The sequence below is a fragment of the Glaciecola nitratireducens FR1064 genome, from assembly GCF_000226565.1.
Classification (GTDB): domain Bacteria; phylum Pseudomonadota; class Gammaproteobacteria; order Enterobacterales; family Alteromonadaceae; genus Glaciecola; species Glaciecola nitratireducens.
Genome location: NC_016041.1, coordinates 3,469,760 through 3,490,938, shown reverse-complemented (window position 1 = coordinate 3,490,938; position 21,179 = coordinate 3,469,760). Strand labels below are relative to the sequence as shown.

Here is a 21,179-nt window from a genome sequence, read left to right as displayed (position 1 = left end):
GTCCGTGTTAATTAATTTTTAAGAATATTAATTAACACGGACCCCTTTATTTTTAAGACCTCTTTATTTTAACCTCTTATCTCACGGTAATTCTGCTCAACCAACTTAATGAAATTATAAATAGTTAGGGGTCTGCTCAATAAGAACCCTTGTCCTATAATGCAGTCATGTTGTTCGAGAAAGTCTTTTTGTTGCTGAGTTTCAATACCTTCAGCTACTACACCTAATTTTAAGCTTTTAGCCATAGCGATAACCGCTAAAACGATGGCTTGGTCGTCTGAGTTGTAGCCAAGATCAAAAACAAAGGACTGATCAATCTTAAGCGAATCTATTGGCAAATATTTTAGATAACTTAACGAACTATAACCTGTTCCAAAGTCATCGATTGCTACAGTTACACCCATTTCGCGTAGCTCTTGCAGAAGCTTTCGTACTTTCTCATGATTATCGACTAAGACACCTTCGGTAATTTCTAATTCAAGCAAATCGGGTGATACTTTGTTTTTAATTACGGCGTTATTAATGAAGTCGAATAAATGACGATCTGAGATCTGACGAGGTGACAAGTTCAGCGATAGTGGCACTGAGAGATTTTGCTTAGACATTTGAGCTAGTAGCTCACAAACACTGCTAATAACCCATCTTCCTATTGCCACAATTTGTCCACTCTGTTCCGCAATCGGAATAAATATGTCAGGACTAATCATTTCATCATCGCTAATGTGCCACCTGAGTAAAGCTTCCGCTTTAACTATCGTATTTGTACGTAAATCATAAATAGGCTGCACATACAGCTCAAATTGCTCTTTCTCTATTGCATGACGAAGTGCTTCTTCAAGCATCAATCTTCTTTCAGACGCGATTTTTAAATCTAAGGAGTAGAATTGAATTGGGTCTGTGCCAGTTTGCTTGGCATGGTGTAAAGCTAAATCAGCGTATTTCATCAGTTCTTCAACGGTCCCTGCATCACTCGGATAGGTTGACACTCCAATTTTCAAGGGAAGCTCACAGCGACGGTCTTTATTGGTGTAATAGGGTTCGTTTGAGGCGGCGCTTAATTCCTGAGTTAACTTAATGGTGTCATCTAAATAAGTCTTAAAATCGGGTTTGCTAACATTGTCTTTTGCAAAGTGCACTATGGCGAATTCATCAGCGCCAATTCGAGCGATAAAATCTCGTTCAGGAACAAGATTTCGTAACCTTTGGGCAACCTGAGTAAGCAACTGGTCACCTGTTAAGTGACCATAAAGTTCGTTGATATTTTTGAAATTGCTGATGTCTAAATAAATGACGTAAAAAGGTGTTTGGCTAGCAATCGTCTGGTCTAGCGTTTGCCAAAAATACTGTCTATTGGGCAGCTTGGTGAGCGCATCGTGCAGCGACAAATCTTCATTAGTTTGCAGCAAATATTTAACTCTGGTGACATCACTGGTGGTAAATATCCAATTACAGAGATTACCGTTTTCATCTTTGACTGGATGAATGCCTAACTGTATCCACTTATGATAATTGGGGGGAAGATGCCAATATAGTTCTCCGGTCCAGCCTGATTGTGTTTCAAAAATACGGTCTTTTTCTGGGAACTGTTTATTTAGCAGATTTAATATGACGTCAATCGGTGATTGGTCTGATAGGCCCACTTCCATTTCGAATATTTTGTAAGAGCTTGGATTTGACTCTGAAATATGGAATTCGATATCGGTAATAACTACGCCTATTGATGCATACTGTATAGCCTCTCTAATAGGCAAGCTACCTTCTGCGCCTAAATGCTGTTGCATCAGCACTGAACGCAGTCTCTCATGCATATAGTCATGCTTTTCAATGACGCGATCATTGGATATCAGTAATTCACGAGCTACCTGGAGGGTTTCCTGCTGCCGGACATATGCATCATTTACGTTATTAATAACAAGATATTGATCTGGTCCTGCACTCGCGGCTATTGCTTCAAGGTGCAGATTGTCGTCATCCTGAAGGGCCTCGGTCCAAATCCCGCTGTGCACTTGACCTGATGAATGCAGCTTCCAAAACTCATGTGCATCAATCAAAAAGTCGGTGAGAAAAAGACTAACTTCAGCTAAGTCGACGTTATCACCGTTATTAATTGAAGGAACAAGTTTGCTGACCCAGCTAGGCGTTGACTGCACTACTTCAAAAACACTGCCACTGCGAAGTTTGAATACCGCACAATCAATTATGCCTAAAGCTTGAATGAGTGAAGGTTGCATTTTATTAGTCCATTATTGTTTTTGCTAAAAACCTAAACATTTCTTCTACTTGGCTACCCGTTTTTGCGCTTGTAAGAAAGTGCCCTTTAAACAACGCGGAAACTGACTCGACGTCGTTTTGTTCCCAACTGATAGCAGTTGGTAAATCCTGTTTATTGATGACTAGAAATGCTGGAGAGTCTGAATGTTTTTGCGCTTCTTTAAATATTTCAATTGCTTCAACGAAAGAGGCGCTACGAGTCTGATCCATCACAATTATATAGGCAGCAGCACCACGTAAGTATCGGGGATTGAATCCGCAGTATTTATCAATACCTTCTAAATCCCAAATCATTAACTGAATCGGAGTAAAAGTTGAGTCAATAATCTTCTTATCGATCTTTACACCGATACTAGTCAGGTATTTTTCGGAAAATATACCTTCGACAAATTGTTTAATAAGACTTGTTTTTCCAACGCCGGTTGGACCAAGTACACAAATCTTCTTCTGTAACATCATTCAAAAACTCAATCGTTTAGTTCTGCAAACATAACATTAAACAACACTTTTCGAGTTGTTTTTATGTTGCCCGGTAATTCAATTTCGCCTATTCCAACTGAAAAGACATGTTCAGGTTTTAATCCTCGTGCAATCAGGGCCTCCCGAACGACAAGAGATCTTTGACCGCTGAGTCGCTGATTAAAACCACGCTCGCCGGTGCTATCACTGGCACCAACTATCACTAAGTTGGTACTACGGTTTAACTTTTTGGCCAGCCGCTCAATATTATTATAATGCTCACTTACTTTGTCTAAGCCAGTGCTTTGTTCCGGGGATAAGGCTGTTTCACCAACATCAAAGCCAATTTGTATACTGCTTATTTCACCTACTAAGCGAATGAATATCTGCTCGTTTACCGCGTTATTCTCTGATAAGTCTATTTCATTATCTATGAATTCTATCGCTTGGCTATCGATTTTAAAGAACTCAGCACCAGGAATACGGTCAATTCTCGCTTTTAATATTTGGTAATCGTTCAGTTGTAGATTACCTGCTAATGCCATCGATTGAGTATCAATATCGATTGTGTCGTATTCATCCACAATTGTTGATATTTTTTGCGTAATAAGCTTCTTGTCTATTGAAATGAAGGGCGTTTCAGCAATATTGATATATTTCTGTTCAATACTATTTTGTGACAACCATTCTCCAATTTCCTGAGCTGCCGGGTCTCTCAGTGCGTAAAGTTTAATATCATATCGGCCATCGGCTACTAGCTTTTGAATAAGCACTCCTGGTGGTTGTTCTAGCTTATTTATTTTATTGATGGTTTGTGAAGCACTCCACCAAGCAAATGAATACCAAGCTATAATACCCAACATGACAACAACAAGTAGCCAGCCAAAGATAGGCTTTTTGGATGTTTTTTGGTGCTCATCTCTTACCTCGGATAGAAGACAATCTTGCAATAATGCGTCGGCGGTTTCGAATGGTTTGCTGTCGCCTGTATATTCTTTAAAATCAGTAAGGTAAATACGCTGTATTTCTTCTAGTGTTATTTGAAGCTGGCTTGTTGCCTTTCTCGAAATATTGCCGCTAACAGCTGCCACTAGTATCGCTTGAGGGCCTTGGCGGACCAACAAGGTAAAGTCATCAGTTTTGACTGTATCTAGGTGCTGTTCGGTTCGATCATCGGAGCGATTAAAAGAGTCCGCAACGAAATCATTGATAGCAGTTAACATTGCCGAAACCAAGTCAGCATCTTCCTCGTTGAAGTTATCAGCAACGACAGATTTTAATAAGTTGCCAGTGTCTTTATGTATTAAAAATACTTGTTCAACTTTAAAAACAAATGTTTGCGATGCAACATATTCTGAAAAAGAGATACCTGAACGCCAAGCATTAATACGCCATTTTATGCCTTTTGCCGTAATGCTATTTTCAATAATTTCGTTAGTTTTTTCGATGAAGTCAGTAAAAAACACGGAAACGGCTTTGCGCACTAAACTACCGACGAGTGGGTACAAATAATCGATGAAGTCTTTGCGTTGGCTAATCAGCGACTTTTCGACTGATTTCGCAATGATAGGTTGGATAATACGTTGTACTGAGCCATCTTTCTTTTCACGATCATGTAACGCTTCAGATAAAACGTCGGAAACCATTTCTCGTGATTCGGCCCGAATTTCTGCCGCTGCTTTATCTACTTCTTTGCCAATGAGAATTCTGCGAAGGGTCTCTAATTGAGAGTCTTCGACATTCGAATTATCCACGTCCTGTTGAAAACCCGTCTTGTCTTGCATGTCAGCTTAATCGGTTTCCAAATTAGAAGCCATGGTGGCAAGCAGTCGCGCCAAGGTTTTTCTATCCGTTTTTGTATCAGTTAGCTCGTGTGTCACTTTAGAGAGTTTTTCCATTGCTTCTGCATATTTGAAATCGAAGTTAGCGCTTAATGCCGCCATTTCTTTATCAATTCGGTCGTGCAGTGCGTCAGCATCGTCTTTCCCTGAGGACTCCGCCATTTCGAGCGCTGAATTCAGAGTTTCATTGGCTTTAATCAGATTGTTATGATTATCTTCATGATGGGAATCGATGCTTTGAAGCTTTTTATCGAGAGCGTTAAGCGCGTTTTCAAAGTGAAGCTGCATGTGGCTGAACTGAATTATTTGCTGTTCTTTGAAGGCGCTAATGGAGTGAGTGAGTTCACTATGAATAGTATCAATGCGGTTTTCAATCGATTTTTTAGCTTCGCCAAATACGATAAACCGAAGTTGCTCTAGTTCATTTGTTGTATCTGAACTTTGCATATTTGAATCGGTTTTATTAGGTTTTTCTGACATTCCGTTCGTCCAAGTTACTAAAGCACGCCGAGCCGTGTTTTTGCTTCTTACCAAATACTACTCTGTTTTCGTTCGATTATTAAACTAAATTTATTAATTGTCTGGGAGGTTAAAAAATAAAGGGGGCAGATAACTTTTCAGTTGAGCTTTGCACCGCATAATTTTTTTATGATATGGCAGCGTATTTTATGTATCATTTGCCACCAGAATAATAATAATAAAAAAGAGAGTGGCATTTGAGCAGCAGGAATTCACCTTCAAACCCATCATCTAAACAACCGCAAGATGTATCGCAGTCCGGTTGGTTTTCACGATTTTTAGCGACAGTAGAGTGGTTGGGTAACCTACTGCCTCACCCAATCACCTTATTTGCTTTGCTTGCCGTGTTCATTGTCTTATTGAGCGGCATGTTAGGTTACTTCGATGTTAGCGTTGCCGACCCTCGACCTGTTGGGAGTAAGGGACGAGAAGTGGACGGTATGATTGAAGTTATTTCACTTCTCGACGCTGAGGGTTTGCGTCGAATCGTCACGGGTTTAGTCACTAACTTCACAGGCTTTGCACCACTCGGAACAGTACTAGTCGCGTTGCTCGGTGTGTCACTTGCTGAGCACTCAGGATTACTCAGTACCATAATGCGCTCTATGGTAATGAATGCCTCTGACCGCATGGTAACCGTAGTCGTTGTTTTTGCAGGTGTTGTTTCCAATACTGCTTCTGAGTTGGGATATGTAGTGATGATCCCGCTAGCAGCAATGATATTCCATTCATTAGGTCGTCACCCTCTAGCCGGCCTAGCGGCTGCATTTGCTGGCGTTTCTGCTGGATATAGTGCGAACATTCTGATTGGTACGGTTGATCCATTGCTAGCTGGGTTTACTGAAAGTTCAGCTCGTATTATTGATCCCGATTATACGGTGAGTGCTGAAGTGAACTGGTACTTTATGATAGTCAGTACTTTTGCCGTTGCAGCGATGGGCGCATTTGTTACTGAAAAGATAGTGGAACCGAGGCTCGGTAAATACAATCCAGACGATGCTTCAATAGATCTAGGCAAACAGCAATTGGATAGTCCGACAGCACTGGAAATCAAGGGAATGAAGTGGGCTGGATTCAGCTTCTTTATTTTGCTTGGTATTTTAGCCCTAACGGTCGTGCCCGCGGACGGTATTTTACGAAACCAAGAAACAGGGCTAGTGAAAGGATCACCTTTTCTAAAAGGCATTGTGGTTTATATCTTCGTCACTTTTGCAATTCCTGGTTTTGTTTACGGGAAGATAGTTGGGACGATGAAGAACGATCGGGACGTCATTGACGCTATGTCGAAAAGCATGAGCTCAATGGGTTTGTATATTGTGCTAGTGTTTTTTGCTGCACAATTTGTTGCATTTTTCAAATGGACTAATTTAGGAACGGTGCTGGCTGTTAAAGGGGCAGCCATGCTGCAAGCCACTGGTTTAGATGGACCTGAAGTGTTTGTTTTATTTATTCTAATGTGTGGTTTGGTTAATTTGTCCTTGGGCAGCGCGTCGGCTCAGTGGGCAATTACCGCCCCTATCTTTGTGCCGATGTTGATGCTGATTGGATATTCTCCTGAAGTGATCCAAGCAGCTTATCGAATTGGTGATTCAGTCACTAATGTCATTACACCCATGATGAGTTATTTTGGGCTGATTTTAGCAATTGGTGTGCGCTATAAAAAAGATTTGGGAATTGGTACCCTTATAGCAACAATGTTGCCCTATACTCTCGTATTCATGGTCGGTTGGACCTTATTGTTTTATTTATGGGTGTTTGCATTTGGCTTGCCAGTTGGGCCAGGCGCACCAACTTATTACACACCTTAATATAAATTACATTGCAGGTGCTTTTAGCGCCTGCATAAAGTCCAAAACGTGCTGAGAGCAGTATAAACATCACAATATAAATGACGCACTACGTTTACAGCGCAATCTAAATACTAAAGAGTCTATGAAATATAAATCTCAAACATCATTTACACATGCTCAAGCAGACAAGGTCGGTGTGTTAGTTTCCAATCTTGGGACGCCAACCGCTCCTACTAAACAAGCGCTTAAGCCTTATTTAAAACAGTTTTTGTCGGATCCTCGAGTGGTCGAAGTACCTAAGCTGATATGGTGGTGTATCTTAAACCTCATTATTTTGAACATTCGTCCAAAGCGTTCTGCTGAAGCATACAAAACAGTGTGGACAGACGAGGGGTCACCGTTATTAGTACACACCAAAAATCAGGCCGCAGGAATTGCAAAACAATTACAGTCTGAGTACGGCGATAACGTGGTTGTCAGCTATGCCATGAGATATGGGCAACCCTCAGTGAGTCATGCGATTGATGAGTTGCTCGATCAGGGAGCCAGGAAAATCGTTGTTTTGCCTCTGTACCCGCAATATTGTGCGTCTACAAGCGGGTCCACGTTTGATGCTGTAGCTGAAGATTTCCTTAAGAGACGCTGGCTACCCGATTTCCGTTTTGTCAGTCACTATCATGACAATCCTGAATATATAAAATGTGTTGCTGATAAAATCAGAGCACATTGGCAAACGCATCCAAGAGCCGATAAATTAATCTTCTCTTACCACGGTATTCCTAAACGTTATTTATTAAATGGCGACCCGTATCATTGCGAATGCCACAAAACGTCTCGTCTTATTGCTCAGGAGTTAGGTCTGCAAGAATCGGATCATATGACGACGTTTCAATCTCGATTTGGCCGCGAAGAATGGTTGAAACCTTATACCGACCACACTTTGAAGTCACTCCCCGAGCAAGGCGTGAAATCCGTGCAAGTGGTTTGCCCAGGATTCTCATCGGATTGTTTGGAGACCATCGAAGAAATTGGTGAAGAAAATAGAGAGTATTTTGAAGAAGCTGGCGGTGAGCGTTATGAATATATCGAGGCTTTAAATAGTGATGATGCACATCTTACAATGCTGTGTAATGTTATCAAGGACAACCTGCAGGGGTGGAACTTGGAGCCGGGCAAAAGCAATGACTATGAACAACGCAGTGCACTAGCAAAAAAACTAGGTTCTGAAAAATAATGTCGCCAAAAAAGTCCGAAGAAAAAAATAAAGCTAATCAATCGCCTGATATTGCGATGGGCGATAAACATTTTCGTGCTCCGGACGAGCTGCTGCAAGCGCAAATGTTAGCTAACACACTCGATACAGCGGTTAAGATCCCGATTATAGGTATTCCGGTTGGTTTGGACTTTTTGATTGGTTTAATTCCCGTAGTTGGAGACGCCTCGATGATGCTAGTCTCTCTCAGGATTGTTCATCTGGGGCGCAAGCTAGGCGTGCCAAAACAGACACAGACTGCAATGTTACGTAACATTGCAATCGATTTTGGCTTAGGTTTCGTGCCGATAATAGGGGATATCGTCGACTTGTTTTATAAAGCGAACCAAAAAAACGTGCGTCTTATCGAGCGCTGGTGGATACAGGAAAATAAAGCCCAAGTAGACGCGCTGGCTAAACAAAAACTACTCGAGTGGGAACAAAAGCAAGATTAATTTTTGTAGCCCAATTCCTGTAACTTAATTCTTGTAACTGAACTGCTGTAAAGTTTCCAGTGGAATAATAGTCAAGGCAGCTTCATTCGTCGCTTCAAGATCAATTTTAGGTGCCACATCCATATTTAAAGCTTCACGCCATCTCATGGCGCACAAACACCATTTATCGCCTGGCTTGAGCCCTTTAAACTGATACATCGGGTTCGGCGTTATCAAGTCATTGCCGCGAGACAGTGAATAGTTTAAAAACTCCTCACTGACTATTGCACACACGCTATGATTGCCTATGTCGCCCTCAGGAACGTAGCAAAAGCCTTCTCGAGTGTAACCCGTATTTCCACAACACAATTTCAAAGTTGTTCCCAACACGTTTTTTTGATTCGCCATTTTTAATCCTTAAGCTTTATACTGCGTAGTTAACATATTACGCTACACATATTACTCATTTATTACGAGTTAAGGTTAGTTATTACGATGTTAGATAAGAGTAAGCTTAGTCACCTTTCAAAAAATGATGAAAATTCAAGTAATGTTTCGGCTCAAGAAATTGAGCGATTTGATAGCCTAGCTGAATCTTGGTGGGACCCCAATGGAAAATACAAAACGGCATTAATTTTTAATCAAGCTCGTATTAGCTACTTCGTGCCACAAATTTGTCAGCATTTCGGCAGAGACCCGAAACAAGATGATTGTTTAAAAGGACTAACTATTCTCGATGTTGGCAGTGGTGGTGGCCTCGTATGTGAGCCTTTAGCCGCAAGAGGAGCCACAGTGGTTGGCATTGACGCTAGTGCAATGAGTGTGCAAGTTGCAAAGCGACACGCGCTAAAATCAGACTTGGATATTGACTATCGACACATGCTGTCGACAGAACTTGCGAATCAAGACCAACAATTTGATGTTGTTATTAACGCCGAGGTGGTTGAGCATGTGCCCGATCAAAAAGCGCTAATTAAAGAGTGCGGTGATTTAACCAAGGATAAGGGCTTCGTGATTTTGGCAACACTTAATCGCACGTTGAAGTCATACATTATTGCCATCTTGGGAGCGGAGTATGTAATGCGGTATCTACCCGTTGGCACCCACAGTTGGACGAAATTTGTTACGCCAATTGAACTAAACCAGATGGCGGATGCAGCAGGACTCACCCAGCTATCGGAGTCGGGTATGGCATATAATCCTTTTAGTAAACGTTGGCGCCTTACTCAAAATTTGTCCGTTAACTATATTCAATGTTATAAAAAATAAAAATAGTTGCTAGCAGCTGGTGCGCTGTTTCCTTTCTGATTATTACAGTATAGTGAGTTGGAAAGACGGCTTTTGAACAGGCATTATTCAACAGTAAAGGAACACGACTAAATGAAAATCTATGATACCAAAACAGCACCCACTCCTCGTAGAGTTCGAGTATTTTTAGCGGAAAAGAACATTCCCATGGAATACGTTCAGGTTGATTTGCAAAAAGGTGAAAACTTATCAAAAGAAATGCGAGCTAAAAACCCCGTAGGCAAAATCCCGATATTGGAACTAGATGATGGCACCTGCATTAGTGAAAGCGATGCAATTTGCCAGTATTTTGAAGCATTGCAACCTGAGCCTTACTTATTCGGGGAAACTCCTCTGCAAAAAGCGCAAATTGCGATGTGGTCGAGGCAGGTGGAGTTCTATTTATTCATGCCAATTGGCATGTGCTTTCAACATACGACGGGGTATTTCAAAGACCGAATGAATCCTATTAAAGAGTATGGCGTTGAGGCCGGTATCAATGCGTCGAAGTTTTTAAATGTGTTAAATCGTCAACTTGAAAAAAGTCAATTTGTTGCTGGTGATGCATTTTCAATCGCAGATATTACAACGATGTGTTCAATCGATTTTGGTCGCGTTGTGGATGTGCGCATTAAAGAAGAACATACGGCTTTGCAGGAATGGTATAAACGGGTATCTGCTAGGCCAAGTGCAAAAGCTTAATCGGCGTGCGCACAACGCTAATAACGCTGGTATTTTAGTGAGTATATTTGCTATGATACCGCGCATAATTAAGGCTAAAAAGTTGCCAAAAATACTGGGCGTTGGGTGCGTCGGTCTCACTGTTAGAGTTACAAGGTAAATAAAGCCGAGAGCAGCCACGCAGCGCACTAGAAAGAGTAGTCCACAGGCAGCAAAATAAGCACTTACACAAGTTTAAAGCCGCAATACTAGACACGCATCCACATAGTATACTGGCAATTAAAAGGGATAATCGCACGATATGTTCGCTCATTTAGGATCCACGCTTCTTTTCACCGCGTTTTTTGCTGTCTCCAGTCTGCTTATTCTGCTGATCCTGTCCGCTCGTCAATCGGGCTCTAGCAATAGAGTCATGTTAATGATGTTGCCGATACTAGGATTAACGGGGTGTTCGAGTATTGATCAACCTGTGGCAAAGGTAGCGTTAGTAACACCGTTTGTGCAGAAATCCGAGCCGGTGTCGCCGCGGATTGTTGAATTGCTGGAAGGTGAAGTAACAATGAATGCGGATAATCAGATAGCTAAAGTTCCAGACAGTGAGATGAAATCTACTGCAACCCTCTACAAGTTTTCTCCTGTTTTTTATTCCGCACGCGGGCAATTCTGCCAGTTTTTATCCGATGGGACGACGCGGCAACTGTATTGTAAAAATGTAGGTGGTGATTGGTTTGCAGTGCCGGCGGTATTATCGGACATGCAGGCTTTGGAAGAAACGCTGGCATCGCCGCTCTCAAAACAGAACGAGAGAGGGTCTGGTAATGATTAATTTAAGCCAAAGTAAAAAACACAGCGCAGTACAACAAGAAGTCCGAGCGTATAAGCAGTTTATGCGTCAAATTGCGGTCATTATGCTGGGCGTCATTACTTTCGGGGTTTGCGCTCAAGCACAGCAAACCCCAAATCCACGCCCAAATATTAATATAAATCAAGCGCAAAACTTATCTCAAGCTCAATTAATGCAAGCTCAACAAGCGGCAAATTCACAGCGGGTTGATTTGTCACAGTACATTCAATCTGAGGGAAATAACACGGGGCGAAGCCCGATGTCGCCTTCAAACAACAATGATATGTATGACAATCCTCCGGCAGGAGAGGAAGGCAACCCAGCGCCTTATGGTGCGAATCTTTTTAATAGTGGTTATGTGGCAGAGCGTAGCGATGGTCTCAACAGTCAATATCGAGTATCACCAGGGGATAAAATAGCCATTCAAATGTGGGGTGCAGTCGCCAGTGCCCAAGTAGTGACGGTCGATAATCAAGGTAATATATTCATTCCTGATATTGGACCAGTGCGAGTGAGCGAAGTGCCTGCAAGTCAGTTGAACAATGTTGTAACGCAAAGTATTAAGCGTATTTATCCTAACAACGTAAATGTATACATCAATTTATTAAGTGCCACGCCGGTTAGTGTGTATGTGTCAGGTCCGGTGCAGCGGCCGGGGCAATATGCCGGATTGGCGTCTGATTCGTTGTTATTCTTTTTGAGCCGCGCAGGGGGTATCGACCCTTACCGAGGCAGCTACCGTTCAATATCGGTGCTGCGTGAAGGCGAGGTGGCTATACAATATGATTTGTATGGTTTTTTAATGGAAGGTCATCTTCCTACCTTCTCATTTAAAGATGATGATGTGATTTTGGTTTCCGAACAAGGCCCGATGGTGACGGTAAAAGGCGCTGCTCGCTATCCTTTTCGCTTTGAGCTCACCCAAGACAATCAGCAAGGTAGTCAGTTGATTGAGTACGCACGTCCATTGACCAAAACCAGTCATGTGGCGGTAACAGGTAATCGGACAGCAGGACCGATTTCGGTATACGTGCCGTTTGAGGACTTTGATGATTTTACCCTAGCCGACAGCGATGTCGTGTTATTCAACGACGATATCCGTCCGCAGGTTATCAGTGTACAAATTTCAGGTAGCTATCAGGGGCCCTCATTTTACACCTTAGAGAAAGGGGCTCGCCTGCTTGATCTGCTTAGTTACATTGAAGTTGACCCAACGGCTGCAAATTATAAGAATGTGTATATTAAGCGAGAGAGCGTAGTTGCACAGCAAAAGCTGCTAATTGAACAGTCCTTACAGCGTTTGGAACGCAGTATTTTTACTGCCCCAGCGTCAAGTGACGGTGAGGCTGCCATTCGCTCACAAGAAGCGCAGTTAGTGTCGCAGTTCATCGCCAAGGCAAGAGAAATTGAGCCTCTTGGTAAAGTGGTGGTGGCGGACAATGAGAACGTGGCAAATATTAGATTAGAGCAAGGTGATGAAATCATTATTCCTGAGCATACCGACTTAATACAGGTGTCAGGTGAGGTGCTCATGGCCCAAGCGATTGTGTATAACGACAAGGCCAGTATTGACGACTACATTGCATGGGCTGGCGGTTTCAGTGAGCGCGCCGATATGCAGCAAGCATTGGTAGTGCATGCAAACGGCTCTACGCGCTTTGCCTCACTGAACGACAGTGGTTATTGGAGCACTACGTCCAAACAGCAAGTGTTACGACCGGGTGACCAGTTGCTAATATTACCCAAAGTAGACACCAAATTAATGCAAAGTGTTAAAGATATTACTCAGATCCTGGCGCAAATTGCCATTACCGCTAACGTCGCACTGAATTAAGAGCGCTAACAGTATGTCTACTGTCACCCTCATAAAACGCAATACATGGTCCATTTGGAAAGACGTGATTTTTGCGTTGTTTGCGCGTGAATTGCGAACGGGCTTTAATGATAAGTTCGGTTTGAGCTGGGCGGTGATCAATCCTGTTGTGTTTATTTTTGTACTGTCGTTTATTCGAGAAATCATCAATGGCAAGCTAACTCACACCATATCAACGTTCACCTTCATGGCAATTGGCATTCTATTTATCCAAAGCTTTCTCAAAACCTTCACGGCTTGCACCATGACCGTAACAAAAAACAGAGCGCTATTTGCTTTTCGACAGGTTCAACCCATTAGTGCGGTCATCGCGGCTACATTGTTTCAGTTTTTAGTGAAGGTATTTTCGCTTATTGGCATTTTGATTATTATGTATTTTTTTGATTTAGATATTGTTATGACCAATGGACTGCTGTTTATAACTTGCCTATGTCTGCTGCTGTTGTTTGCAAGTTCACTTGGATTATTATTTGGCATAGCTGAGCTGTATATTAGCGAAATTGGTAAAATTCGAGAATTGTTAACGCGCCCGCTTTTCTTTATTTCAGCCACATTCTTTTCTTTGCAAGACATCCCAAGGGAGTTTTGGCCTTACTTAACTTGGAATCCCATTCTACACTCCATCGAGCTATCACGATATGCAGTGCAACCAACTTATAGTAGTGACGGTGTGAGTTTGCTATTTTTAGCGGGCACTGTTCTTGCTACTATGTTTGTCTCGTTGTCAGTTTATTTTGTCCTTTGGAAGCAGGCAATCAGTCGATGATTACACTCGAAAATGTGACAAAGTATTATCCTAGTGCTCTGGGCAAACAATACATATTTAAAGACCTTAGCTTTACGATCCCTAGTGGCCACAATATTGCTATCCTAGGCGCTAACGGCTCCGGTAAATCAACGTTATTTAGGCTTCTTGCTGGCAGTGAATATCCAGTTTCCGGCACAATAACAACTTCTCTTAGTTTGTCTTGGCCGGTGGCATTAGCAACTGGAATACACCCCCAGATGACCGGGAGAGAGAATACGCGTTTCATCGGCAGAATAAATGGCGTTAAAGATCTCAAAGCATACGAAGAAAAAGTGAAGCAATTTTCACAGTTAGGCATAAAGTTTGATCTTCCGGTTAAGGATTATTCCAGCGGTATGCGTCCAAGATTGGCGTTTGCATGTTCTATCGGCATTGATTTCGATGTTTATTTAATAGATGAAGTGACATCGGTCGGCGATGCTACTTTCCGCCGGCGTGCAAAAGAAGCGTTGCTAGAGCGAAGTAAACAGGCCAATGTCATCATGGTTAGCCATCAAATGGAAGAAATTAGACATTTTTGCGATAGCGCAATTGTTTTACAAGATGGTAAACTCACTTTTTACAATGATCTCGAAGAAGGGATCAAAAGGTATCAGGCACTTTAAGCATGGCAGATATTTCGACTTTCACGGCATCTCAAAACAAACAAAAAATAAAAAGCATGATGCTTCGACCATTCATTTTATTGGTCATTATTCCCTTGGTATTGTTTAGCTTTTATCAATTAGTGATTGCATCGCCCCGCTATTTAAGTCAAGCGCAGTTGATCATTAAAGAGCCTGATAGCATGTCTACGCTAGACCCTGCAATGGCTTTGCTCACTGGTTTTGGCGTTGGTTCGTCGTCATCTGATACCGAGTTGGTGAAAGCCTTCGTTTACTCTAACGATATGCTGCAGTATTTAGAAAGCAATTTCGACCTGCGTGCTCATTACACTAATACCGACTATGACATGTTTAGTCGCCTTGACAGTGATGCTAGTACTGAGGATTTAAAAGATTATTATAAAAAACATATTGAAGTAGTTATCGACGATAAGTCACAAGTGATCAGCGTTCAAGTACAAGCATTTCAGCCAGAGTTTGCCATGACCATTAACCAAGCCATCGTTAATCGAGCGGAATGGTATATTAATGAAATTAGTCACCGGCTGGCAGAGGAACAGCTTTCTTTTGTAAAAAAAGAATTCGAGCTTGTAGATGAAAAATTAAGAAGCGCTAAGTCACAATTGTTAGGTTTTCAGCAGCGCCACAATCTTCTTGACCCCACTGCGGAAGGTATGGCCTTTCAACAAATTACCTACGGTATTGAGGCACAAATTGCAGCCAAGCGAACACAACTGCATCTGTTGCGCAACAGTATGAGTGCCAACGCACCATTGGTTATTCAAGCCCGCTCTGAACTTGAGAGCATGGAAGACCAGCTTTCTCGGCAACGAGGACGCTTAACTCAGCAGCGCGAAGATGATCCGTCGTTACCAGAAGACGAGCAAAATTTGAGTGTCAGCCAACTATTGGCAAAGTTTGGTGAATACAAAATAGATATGGAGCTGGCACTAAACGCTTATATGTCTTCACAAATTTCATTAGAAAAGTCGAGAATAGAAGCGTATCGACAGCTTAAGTTTTTAGTCACAGTTGAATCGTCAACGCTAGCGCAAGACGCAAAATATCCCGATGTTACTTACAATATTGCCTTGTTTTTTGTGCTCAATATTCTGCTGTTCGGTATTGGTCGCATTTTGCTGGCTACCGTTAATGAATTACGTCGTTAATTAAGCTGATATATACCTATGTTATTACGTGGTGCATTACAACGAGCTTTAGGCTTGTTTCGTTTGGTTTTACACAAGTTACCAATGGGCATGCGCCAGCGATTACGCCAGCAGCACTCATTGATGTCTCTTTATTCAAAAGCGCTGCATACGTCTCGTTTATTCTATGGGACCTTGCCTGAGCATAAGCAACAGGCTCGCTATGAGAAGCTCATATTATTGCAACAGCAGGCTCTCGAACAACAGGAACAGGCACTTCAGCCTGATGCTTTGATTGACTGTTTGGTATTGAACCCGTCGATGCAAGACCTGCCGATGGACACGCTTAAGTCTCTTCAAGACATACCCAGAGTGCGGCACATCTATTTAGTTAATGCTAACTCAGGGCTCAATACCGCTGATATATCTCAGTTCAACAAAACTCGCATACTGCCCCTTCATACACATACTGAACTTGATCATGCATTACCATTATTGTTGCTGAGGGCCGGTGAAGTTTTACATCAACATGCCGTTGCGGCATTTTTAACCTCGGGTAAAAATAGCAACGGTGTTGATGTGGTCACTTGCGACAGTGACACTTTGCATAATGAGTTAGGCAGAACCCAGCCGCAATGTTACCCGCAATGGGATCCTGATTTACAGTTAAGCTCTGGATACATGAACACAGGAATTTGTTTATTCGCTGAGGAGCATCAGCGCTCGATAATCAATTTCATTGCCAAAGAAACACACGCCGCTGCCTATGCTTTGTGGCTAGTCACTGTATATACAAACGAGTCTGATGTAGCGACGACTCACTTACCTTTCAGTTTGCTACATAGAAAGACGTCGTATCCGATGAAATGGAGTGATGCGCTTAACGAATCTGGCATTTTGATACCGGCTAAGCTAGAAATAACGGCAGGTAAAATTAGCGATACTGCCGTAATACGTTGGCCATTAGCCTCACAACCGTTGGTGTCGATTATCATTCCAACGCGCAATGGTAAGGCACTGGTTGACACCTGTATTGCTTCCATACTGAGATTAAGTGAATACCGAAATTTTGAAATCTTACTTGTCGACAACAACTCAGATGAGCCAGAATCACTCGCGTTTTTTAACACTTTGGCCGAGACGGAAGACAAAGTTCGCCTGTTACAGTACCCGTATGAGTTCAATTATTCAGCCATTAATAACTTTGCTGTAGCTCATGCGAAGGGCAGTGTATATGCCTTTGTTAATAATGATATTGAGGTAATATCAACAACTTGGCTAGGTGATATGCTTATGCACGTTATGCGCCACGACATTGGTTGCGTTGGTGCGAAACTTTATTACGCAAATCGACGAGTGCAACACGCAGGTGTGGTGCTAGGATATGGCGGCGGCGCAGGCCATGCGCATAAGTATTTTCCTCATTATCACGCTGGTTACCTCAATCGATTAATCGTTACTCATCATTTCAGCGCAGTAACCGCAGCATGTTTACTGATTAAAAAAGAAGATTTTGTGGCGGTAAAAGGATTTAACGAGCAAGACTTGGCGGTAGCGTTTAACGACGTCGACTTATGCCTGAAAGTGCAGGCCTTAGGCAGGCGTAATTTATATTGTGCTGAGGCTGAGTTGTATCATCATGAATCGGTTTCTCGGGGTACTGAAAACACGCCTGAAAAGCGTAGCCGCTTTGAGCGTGAACTGGTCTATTTGCAAGACACATGGCCTGAGTATATTGCGCAGGATCCTGGGTATAATTGTAATTTAACTTTGAGGCAGGAAAATTTCGCGCTGAGGGAAGTGTAAATTGAAAATGGCTCTGCAAGTGTAGGTGTCTACTGCGCTGAAGCCTGATTTGCCCTAACGAGACGGCATTAGCGCTTAAGCAGAAATAAGAAGGAGTACCCCCCTCGGCTTTGCTACAGCGTATCCGGTGTTAGATTTTGCAATTCGCACAATGGCGGCAGAACAGCGAAGGTTTGTTGGGTATGGCTTAAGTAAACCTCACCACCGATGCAGTATCCATTGGGTAGTACCACAATTTCTTGCGTAACTTAAACGTCCTCTATTTCTCCAATCGTACTACCGACCGCCAATCTTATGCCATTGACTTGCGTGGTTGCTTTTAGGTGCATCATCGCAAGTATTCTATTGAGTTCTTTCAATTTTACAGTGCGCTCACGACTCCCGAGTAACGCCGACATATTAGGGATGACTAACGCGGTTATCAAACCTATAGTAATTAGCATCACCGGATTTTCTATTAAAGAATAGCCTTTGTTAGTTGAGTTCAGGAACATAAGCAATATTGGTGTTTATATCCTCACTTCCATGCACTCCACCCGCACCTAGACTAAGCATTGACCCAAGTAATCAAGGTATTTAGTCTCCGATAAATCAATATTTTTAAGAAAGATAATTTCGAATATTCAAAGAATATCCGATTATAAAAATAAGGCGGAAAGCTTAAGCTTAGAGCTCTTGAAATCGATTTATACATTAGAGAAGTGATTGATAAAATCTATTTAATTGAAAGTATAATGTATTGTGTTTGGATGAAGAGAGCTGTTTTGGAATATCAATTTCGCCACTCTGAAGTTGGGGAATCGTCAAGCAACTTATAAATCCCTCGGTTTACTGACTATGGCTAAGTGTTGAAGTATAATTAATTTGCGCGATAAGTATTACAATTTGTATAGGTTAGATTATTAAGGGAGTATTGATGTTTACATCGAAGGAAAGACTAGATGGACCGTTTCTAACGAAATCGGAGTTAGCTGAAAATTTGAAGGACTTGAATCTAAAAACTGAAATCAGGCAATCTTCCGTCATGGAGCTTATGAGTCCAGATAAGACGGCAAAGTATCTTAACGGTGAAAACTCACTGGAGATGTCGCAGCATGCCTTCACGCTTAGCGGCCGCTGCAAAATAGACGCTTCTCATCCTGCCTTTCTTATAGCTACTGTTGGTAATAATGTAGTAGGTATGAGTTCAATTCATGCAACCGGTTGTTTATCAATGCGGCTAAATGACAACCCTCAATTAAATGTATTATTCTCATTACAATTAGAGCCTCGGATTTTGGTCAAAAAGGTAAAGGGGACTGTGGTTTTTACACTATTTAATGGCAATAAAACTGCACTTCACAGGGTTTCTTGTGCTGAACTTTTAGTTAATGGGTTTGAATCATTTTTAAGTTGGGATTCTATTGCTCCGTCTTATGGCTTTTTTGGTGGTGGAAAAAATGAGGCTTTAAAAGTTAACATTGATGCCGAGATAACTGAACTGCACTTATGTGTCGAAAGTTCACAAACTATCCTTAATTTGAAAGCAATAAAGTTTTTTGATGCGCAGAGAAATCAGATCGAAATTGATGATAATTTTTCTATCACGTGTAGCTCTTCTTATAATCCCGACTTGGGTTCTCTAAAAATATTGGAAGGGAAAGATTTTCACTCGAAATTAGAAGATAAACCTTGGTTAAAAGTGACCCTTAACTGCCCACACTATATACAACATATAGAGGTAATAAATAGAGCTTGTAAATGGGGGGGACGTAATCAGCATTTAGAGATTTCTATCGTCGACCTTAATGACGAAAGAGTCAATGTTTATTCCCCGTTTAGTTACAGAGCATTAGCTCGTTTCTACAGTAAAGCTGCTAACTTTTTGGGGTTAGATACATTATTTATAAGTAACGAACATGAAAGGCGAAAAACTATATTGTCACAGGCACTAAAGTTGTTAAACAAAAAAGGCAGTAAACCAGAACATGTTAATTTTGCTCTTAATTTGTTATCGACATGGGTGGTCGATAAACCATTAAAGCAAAACCTAAATAATAACGAATTGAAAATTTTAGCAATTTATATTTTCAGGCAGACACAGCAACATTTAGGCTTTTCATTACTTCCATTTTCAAGATTATTGTCTGGTGCACGTGAGCTTAATTTTCTTGAGAAGCAAGTAAATACTTTACGTAAAAAAAACGTTTTAGATGAGGTTAAATTTACTAAGCACGGTATCGCAAAAAAGGGCATGTTAGTTCAAAATGTTCCCGATGTAGTAAAAACTCTTGAAACGGTTATGACAGATTTGACAGATATTGGATTAAATCCATGCCTAGCTTATGGCACGCTGCTTGGAGCCGTTAGACAAAAACAGTTTATTGCACATGACGACGACGTGGATATTTTGGTCGAATTCTCCGAGAGTGAGATGAGCCTTGAAAAGGCATTTGAATTAAAGATCGAGTTAATGGAAAAACTTGATCATGCTAAATACAGAATCACCTCTGGAAGTAAGACAGTCAAAAATTTAAATATTCATATACTTTTGAAAGAAACAAATGTCATTGTTGATGTATTTCCATATTGGTGTGAGGGTGAAAAGGCTTTTTTGCACATGGAAAAAATGCGGATTAGAGGAATATCGAAGTCCATATTAACAGAAAGAAAAGAAGTAGAGCTTTATGGGAAAAAATTCGCAGCGCCAGGGGAGCCTGAGGTTTTCTTGCAGGAAAGGTATGGTGAGAATTGGGGGGTCTCGGATAAGTTTCATGAGTGGCCGTGGCCCGTAAAGACTGACAAGTCGACTTAGGTCATAATAACAATTGTATTAGGGTTGATTTTCGGGTCAGCCTTTAATGACTTATTCATACGCGATAGTACACCCACTCAGTCGAAAGTCGACCATTTGCTGGTATGGAATGTTCCGCTAGCTTAGACTGGCTTAATCGGATTGACATTATTTAATAAGAGCTCTTTCAATATTTTTGTGTTTTGTATTTACAGTTGTTTTACCATGCTCGACAAATTTTCTACTAGATTTGTTAATTCTGATAGCTTTTCTTTGTTTAAATATGACAGAACCGTTTTCAGTTCGGTTGTCGATATGTCTTTTGTCCGCGGTAAGTAGATCACTTTCACTATATCCTCAAGATCATCGAATTTACCCGCCCAATCATCGCCAATAGCGAAGATATCTGCTCTTTCACGAGCCAAGTCGTGACGCTTTTGTTCCCAACTATTTTCTTCAAATACATCATCTACGTAACGACAAGATAACAGAATTTCTCGTCTATCTTTGTAGGGTATCACTACATTTTTGCCTTTTATGGCGTTAAATCCATCAGAAGACAACCCGACCACTAGTCTGTCGCCCAACTGTTTTAAACGTTTCAATAGTCTAACGTGCCCAATATGATATAAATCGAATGTACCGTAGGTGACGATCGTCGTCATAGTTGTATTTCCTTAATATGCTTTCATCTTTTAATGCTCGAGGCCATTCGTGAAGCCCACTTAAAATAATCCATATTTGCCCATATTGTTCAAGCAAAATGCCTCTGTATAAGCTTCTAAGCT

At 41.6% G+C, this 21,179-nt stretch carries 19 protein-coding genes; 12 read left to right on the top strand and 7 right to left on the bottom strand.

Annotated features, from left to right (window positions below; all coding sequences use genetic code 11):
- Positions 1-68: 68 nt before the first annotated feature.
- The 4 genes from GNIT_RS14880 to GNIT_RS14865 are packed head-to-tail and all read right to left on the bottom strand — an operon-like array spanning position 69 to position 5,051.
- Positions 69-2,231, bottom strand: coding sequence for a putative bifunctional diguanylate cyclase/phosphodiesterase (locus GNIT_RS14880; RefSeq protein WP_014110103.1), 2,163 nt, complete (start codon positions 2,229-2,231; stop codon positions 69-71).
- A gap of 4 nt (positions 2,232-2,235) precedes the next feature.
- A complete protein-coding gene (locus GNIT_RS14875; protein ID WP_041246921.1) occupies positions 2,236-2,727 on the bottom strand; it encodes a Rab family GTPase in 492 nt (163 codons plus the stop codon).
- Positions 2,728-2,738: 11 nt separating this feature from the next.
- Positions 2,739-4,514, bottom strand: a complete 1,776-nt coding sequence (locus tag GNIT_RS14870; RefSeq protein ID WP_014110101.1) for an OmpA family protein — start codon at positions 4,512-4,514, stop codon at positions 2,739-2,741.
- 6 nt (positions 4,515-4,520) lie between these two features.
- Positions 4,521-5,051 carry an SF-assemblin family protein gene (locus tag GNIT_RS14865; protein ID WP_014110100.1) on the bottom strand — a complete coding sequence of 177 codons (531 nt, stop codon included), beginning with the start codon at positions 5,049-5,051 and terminating at the stop codon, positions 4,521-4,523.
- Between the two features lie 236 nt (positions 5,052-5,287).
- On the opposite strand from GNIT_RS14865, the gene GNIT_RS14860 reads away from it, so the two are divergent.
- The 3 genes from GNIT_RS14860 (at position 5,288) to GNIT_RS14850 (ending at position 8,587) form a co-directional block, all read left to right on the top strand.
- Positions 5,288-6,898: an AbgT family transporter gene (locus GNIT_RS14860; protein ID WP_014110099.1), complete on the top strand. Its 1,611-nt coding sequence runs from the start codon at positions 5,288-5,290 to the stop codon at positions 6,896-6,898.
- 124 nt (positions 6,899-7,022) lie between these two features.
- Complete coding sequence (gene hemH, locus GNIT_RS14855; protein ID WP_014110098.1) at positions 7,023-8,114, top strand: ferrochelatase; 1,092 nt, start codon at positions 7,023-7,025, stop codon at positions 8,112-8,114.
- 56 nt (positions 8,115-8,170) lie between these two features.
- Positions 8,171-8,587, top strand: coding sequence for a DUF4112 domain-containing protein (locus tag GNIT_RS14850; protein ID WP_041246919.1), 417 nt, complete (start codon positions 8,171-8,173; stop codon positions 8,585-8,587).
- Positions 8,588-8,611: 24 nt separating this feature from the next.
- Here the strand turns inward: GNIT_RS14850 and GNIT_RS14845 are convergent, their stop codons facing one another.
- Positions 8,612-8,974, bottom strand: a complete 363-nt coding sequence (locus GNIT_RS14845) for a DUF2237 family protein (protein WP_014110096.1) — start codon at positions 8,972-8,974, stop codon at positions 8,612-8,614.
- A gap of 87 nt (positions 8,975-9,061) precedes the next feature.
- Here GNIT_RS14845 and ubiG point away from each other — a divergent pair, with 87 nt between their 5' ends.
- The 8 genes from ubiG (at position 9,062) to GNIT_RS14805 (ending at position 17,618) form a co-directional block, all read left to right on the top strand.
- Positions 9,062-9,835: a bifunctional 2-polyprenyl-6-hydroxyphenol methylase/3-demethylubiquinol 3-O-methyltransferase UbiG gene (ubiG, locus tag GNIT_RS14840; protein ID WP_014110095.1), complete on the top strand. Its 774-nt coding sequence runs from the start codon at positions 9,062-9,064 to the stop codon at positions 9,833-9,835.
- A 111-nt stretch (positions 9,836-9,946) separates the two neighbouring features.
- Positions 9,947-10,555 (top strand): glutathione S-transferase family protein, encoded by a 609-nt coding sequence (locus tag GNIT_RS14835; RefSeq protein ID WP_014110094.1) that lies wholly within the window; start codon positions 9,947-9,949, stop codon positions 10,553-10,555.
- Positions 10,556-10,835: 280 nt separating this feature from the next.
- Positions 10,836-11,360 (top strand): hypothetical protein, encoded by a 525-nt coding sequence (locus GNIT_RS14830; RefSeq protein ID WP_041246461.1) that lies wholly within the window; start codon positions 10,836-10,838, stop codon positions 11,358-11,360.
- Positions 11,353-13,212 (top strand): polysaccharide biosynthesis/export family protein, encoded by a 1,860-nt coding sequence (locus GNIT_RS14825; RefSeq protein ID WP_014110092.1) that lies wholly within the window; start codon positions 11,353-11,355, stop codon positions 13,210-13,212. Before GNIT_RS14830 ends, GNIT_RS14825 begins: the two co-directional genes overlap by 8 nt.
- 13 nt (positions 13,213-13,225) lie before the next feature.
- On the top strand, positions 13,226-14,017 hold the full coding sequence (locus tag GNIT_RS14820; protein ID WP_014110091.1) for an ABC transporter permease: 792 nt from the start codon (positions 13,226-13,228) through the stop codon (positions 14,015-14,017).
- The gene (locus tag GNIT_RS14815; protein WP_014110090.1) at positions 14,014-14,664 is read left to right on the top strand and encodes an ABC transporter ATP-binding protein; all 651 of its coding nucleotides are present in this window, start codon (positions 14,014-14,016) and stop codon (positions 14,662-14,664) included. The genes GNIT_RS14820 and GNIT_RS14815 overlap by 4 nt, the downstream gene beginning before the upstream one ends.
- A 2-nt stretch (positions 14,665-14,666) precedes the next feature.
- Positions 14,667-15,833, top strand: a complete 1,167-nt coding sequence (locus GNIT_RS14810; RefSeq protein WP_014110089.1) for a KpsE/RkpR family capsule polysaccharide export protein — start codon at positions 14,667-14,669, stop codon at positions 15,831-15,833.
- 18 nt (positions 15,834-15,851) lie between these two features.
- The gene (locus GNIT_RS14805; RefSeq protein WP_014110088.1) at positions 15,852-17,618 is read left to right on the top strand and encodes a glycosyltransferase family 2 protein; all 1,767 of its coding nucleotides are present in this window, start codon (positions 15,852-15,854) and stop codon (positions 17,616-17,618) included.
- Between the two features lie 248 nt (positions 17,619-17,866).
- Here the strand turns inward: GNIT_RS14805 and GNIT_RS14800 are convergent, their stop codons facing one another.
- A complete protein-coding gene (locus GNIT_RS14800) occupies positions 17,867-18,061 on the bottom strand; it encodes a hypothetical protein (protein ID WP_148261726.1) in 195 nt (64 codons plus the stop codon).
- 473 nt (positions 18,062-18,534) lie between these two features.
- Between GNIT_RS14800 and GNIT_RS14795 the strand changes: the two genes are divergently transcribed.
- Positions 18,535-20,412 (top strand): LicD family protein, encoded by a 1,878-nt coding sequence (locus GNIT_RS14795; RefSeq protein ID WP_014110085.1) that lies wholly within the window; start codon positions 18,535-18,537, stop codon positions 20,410-20,412.
- A gap of 188 nt (positions 20,413-20,600) precedes the next feature.
- Here GNIT_RS14795 and GNIT_RS14790 read toward each other — a convergent pair whose 3' ends face one another.
- Entirely contained in the window at positions 20,601-21,056 is a 456-nt protein-coding gene (locus tag GNIT_RS14790) for an FAD synthase family protein (protein WP_014110084.1), read from the bottom strand.
- Positions 21,057-21,179: the final 123 nt, after the last annotated feature.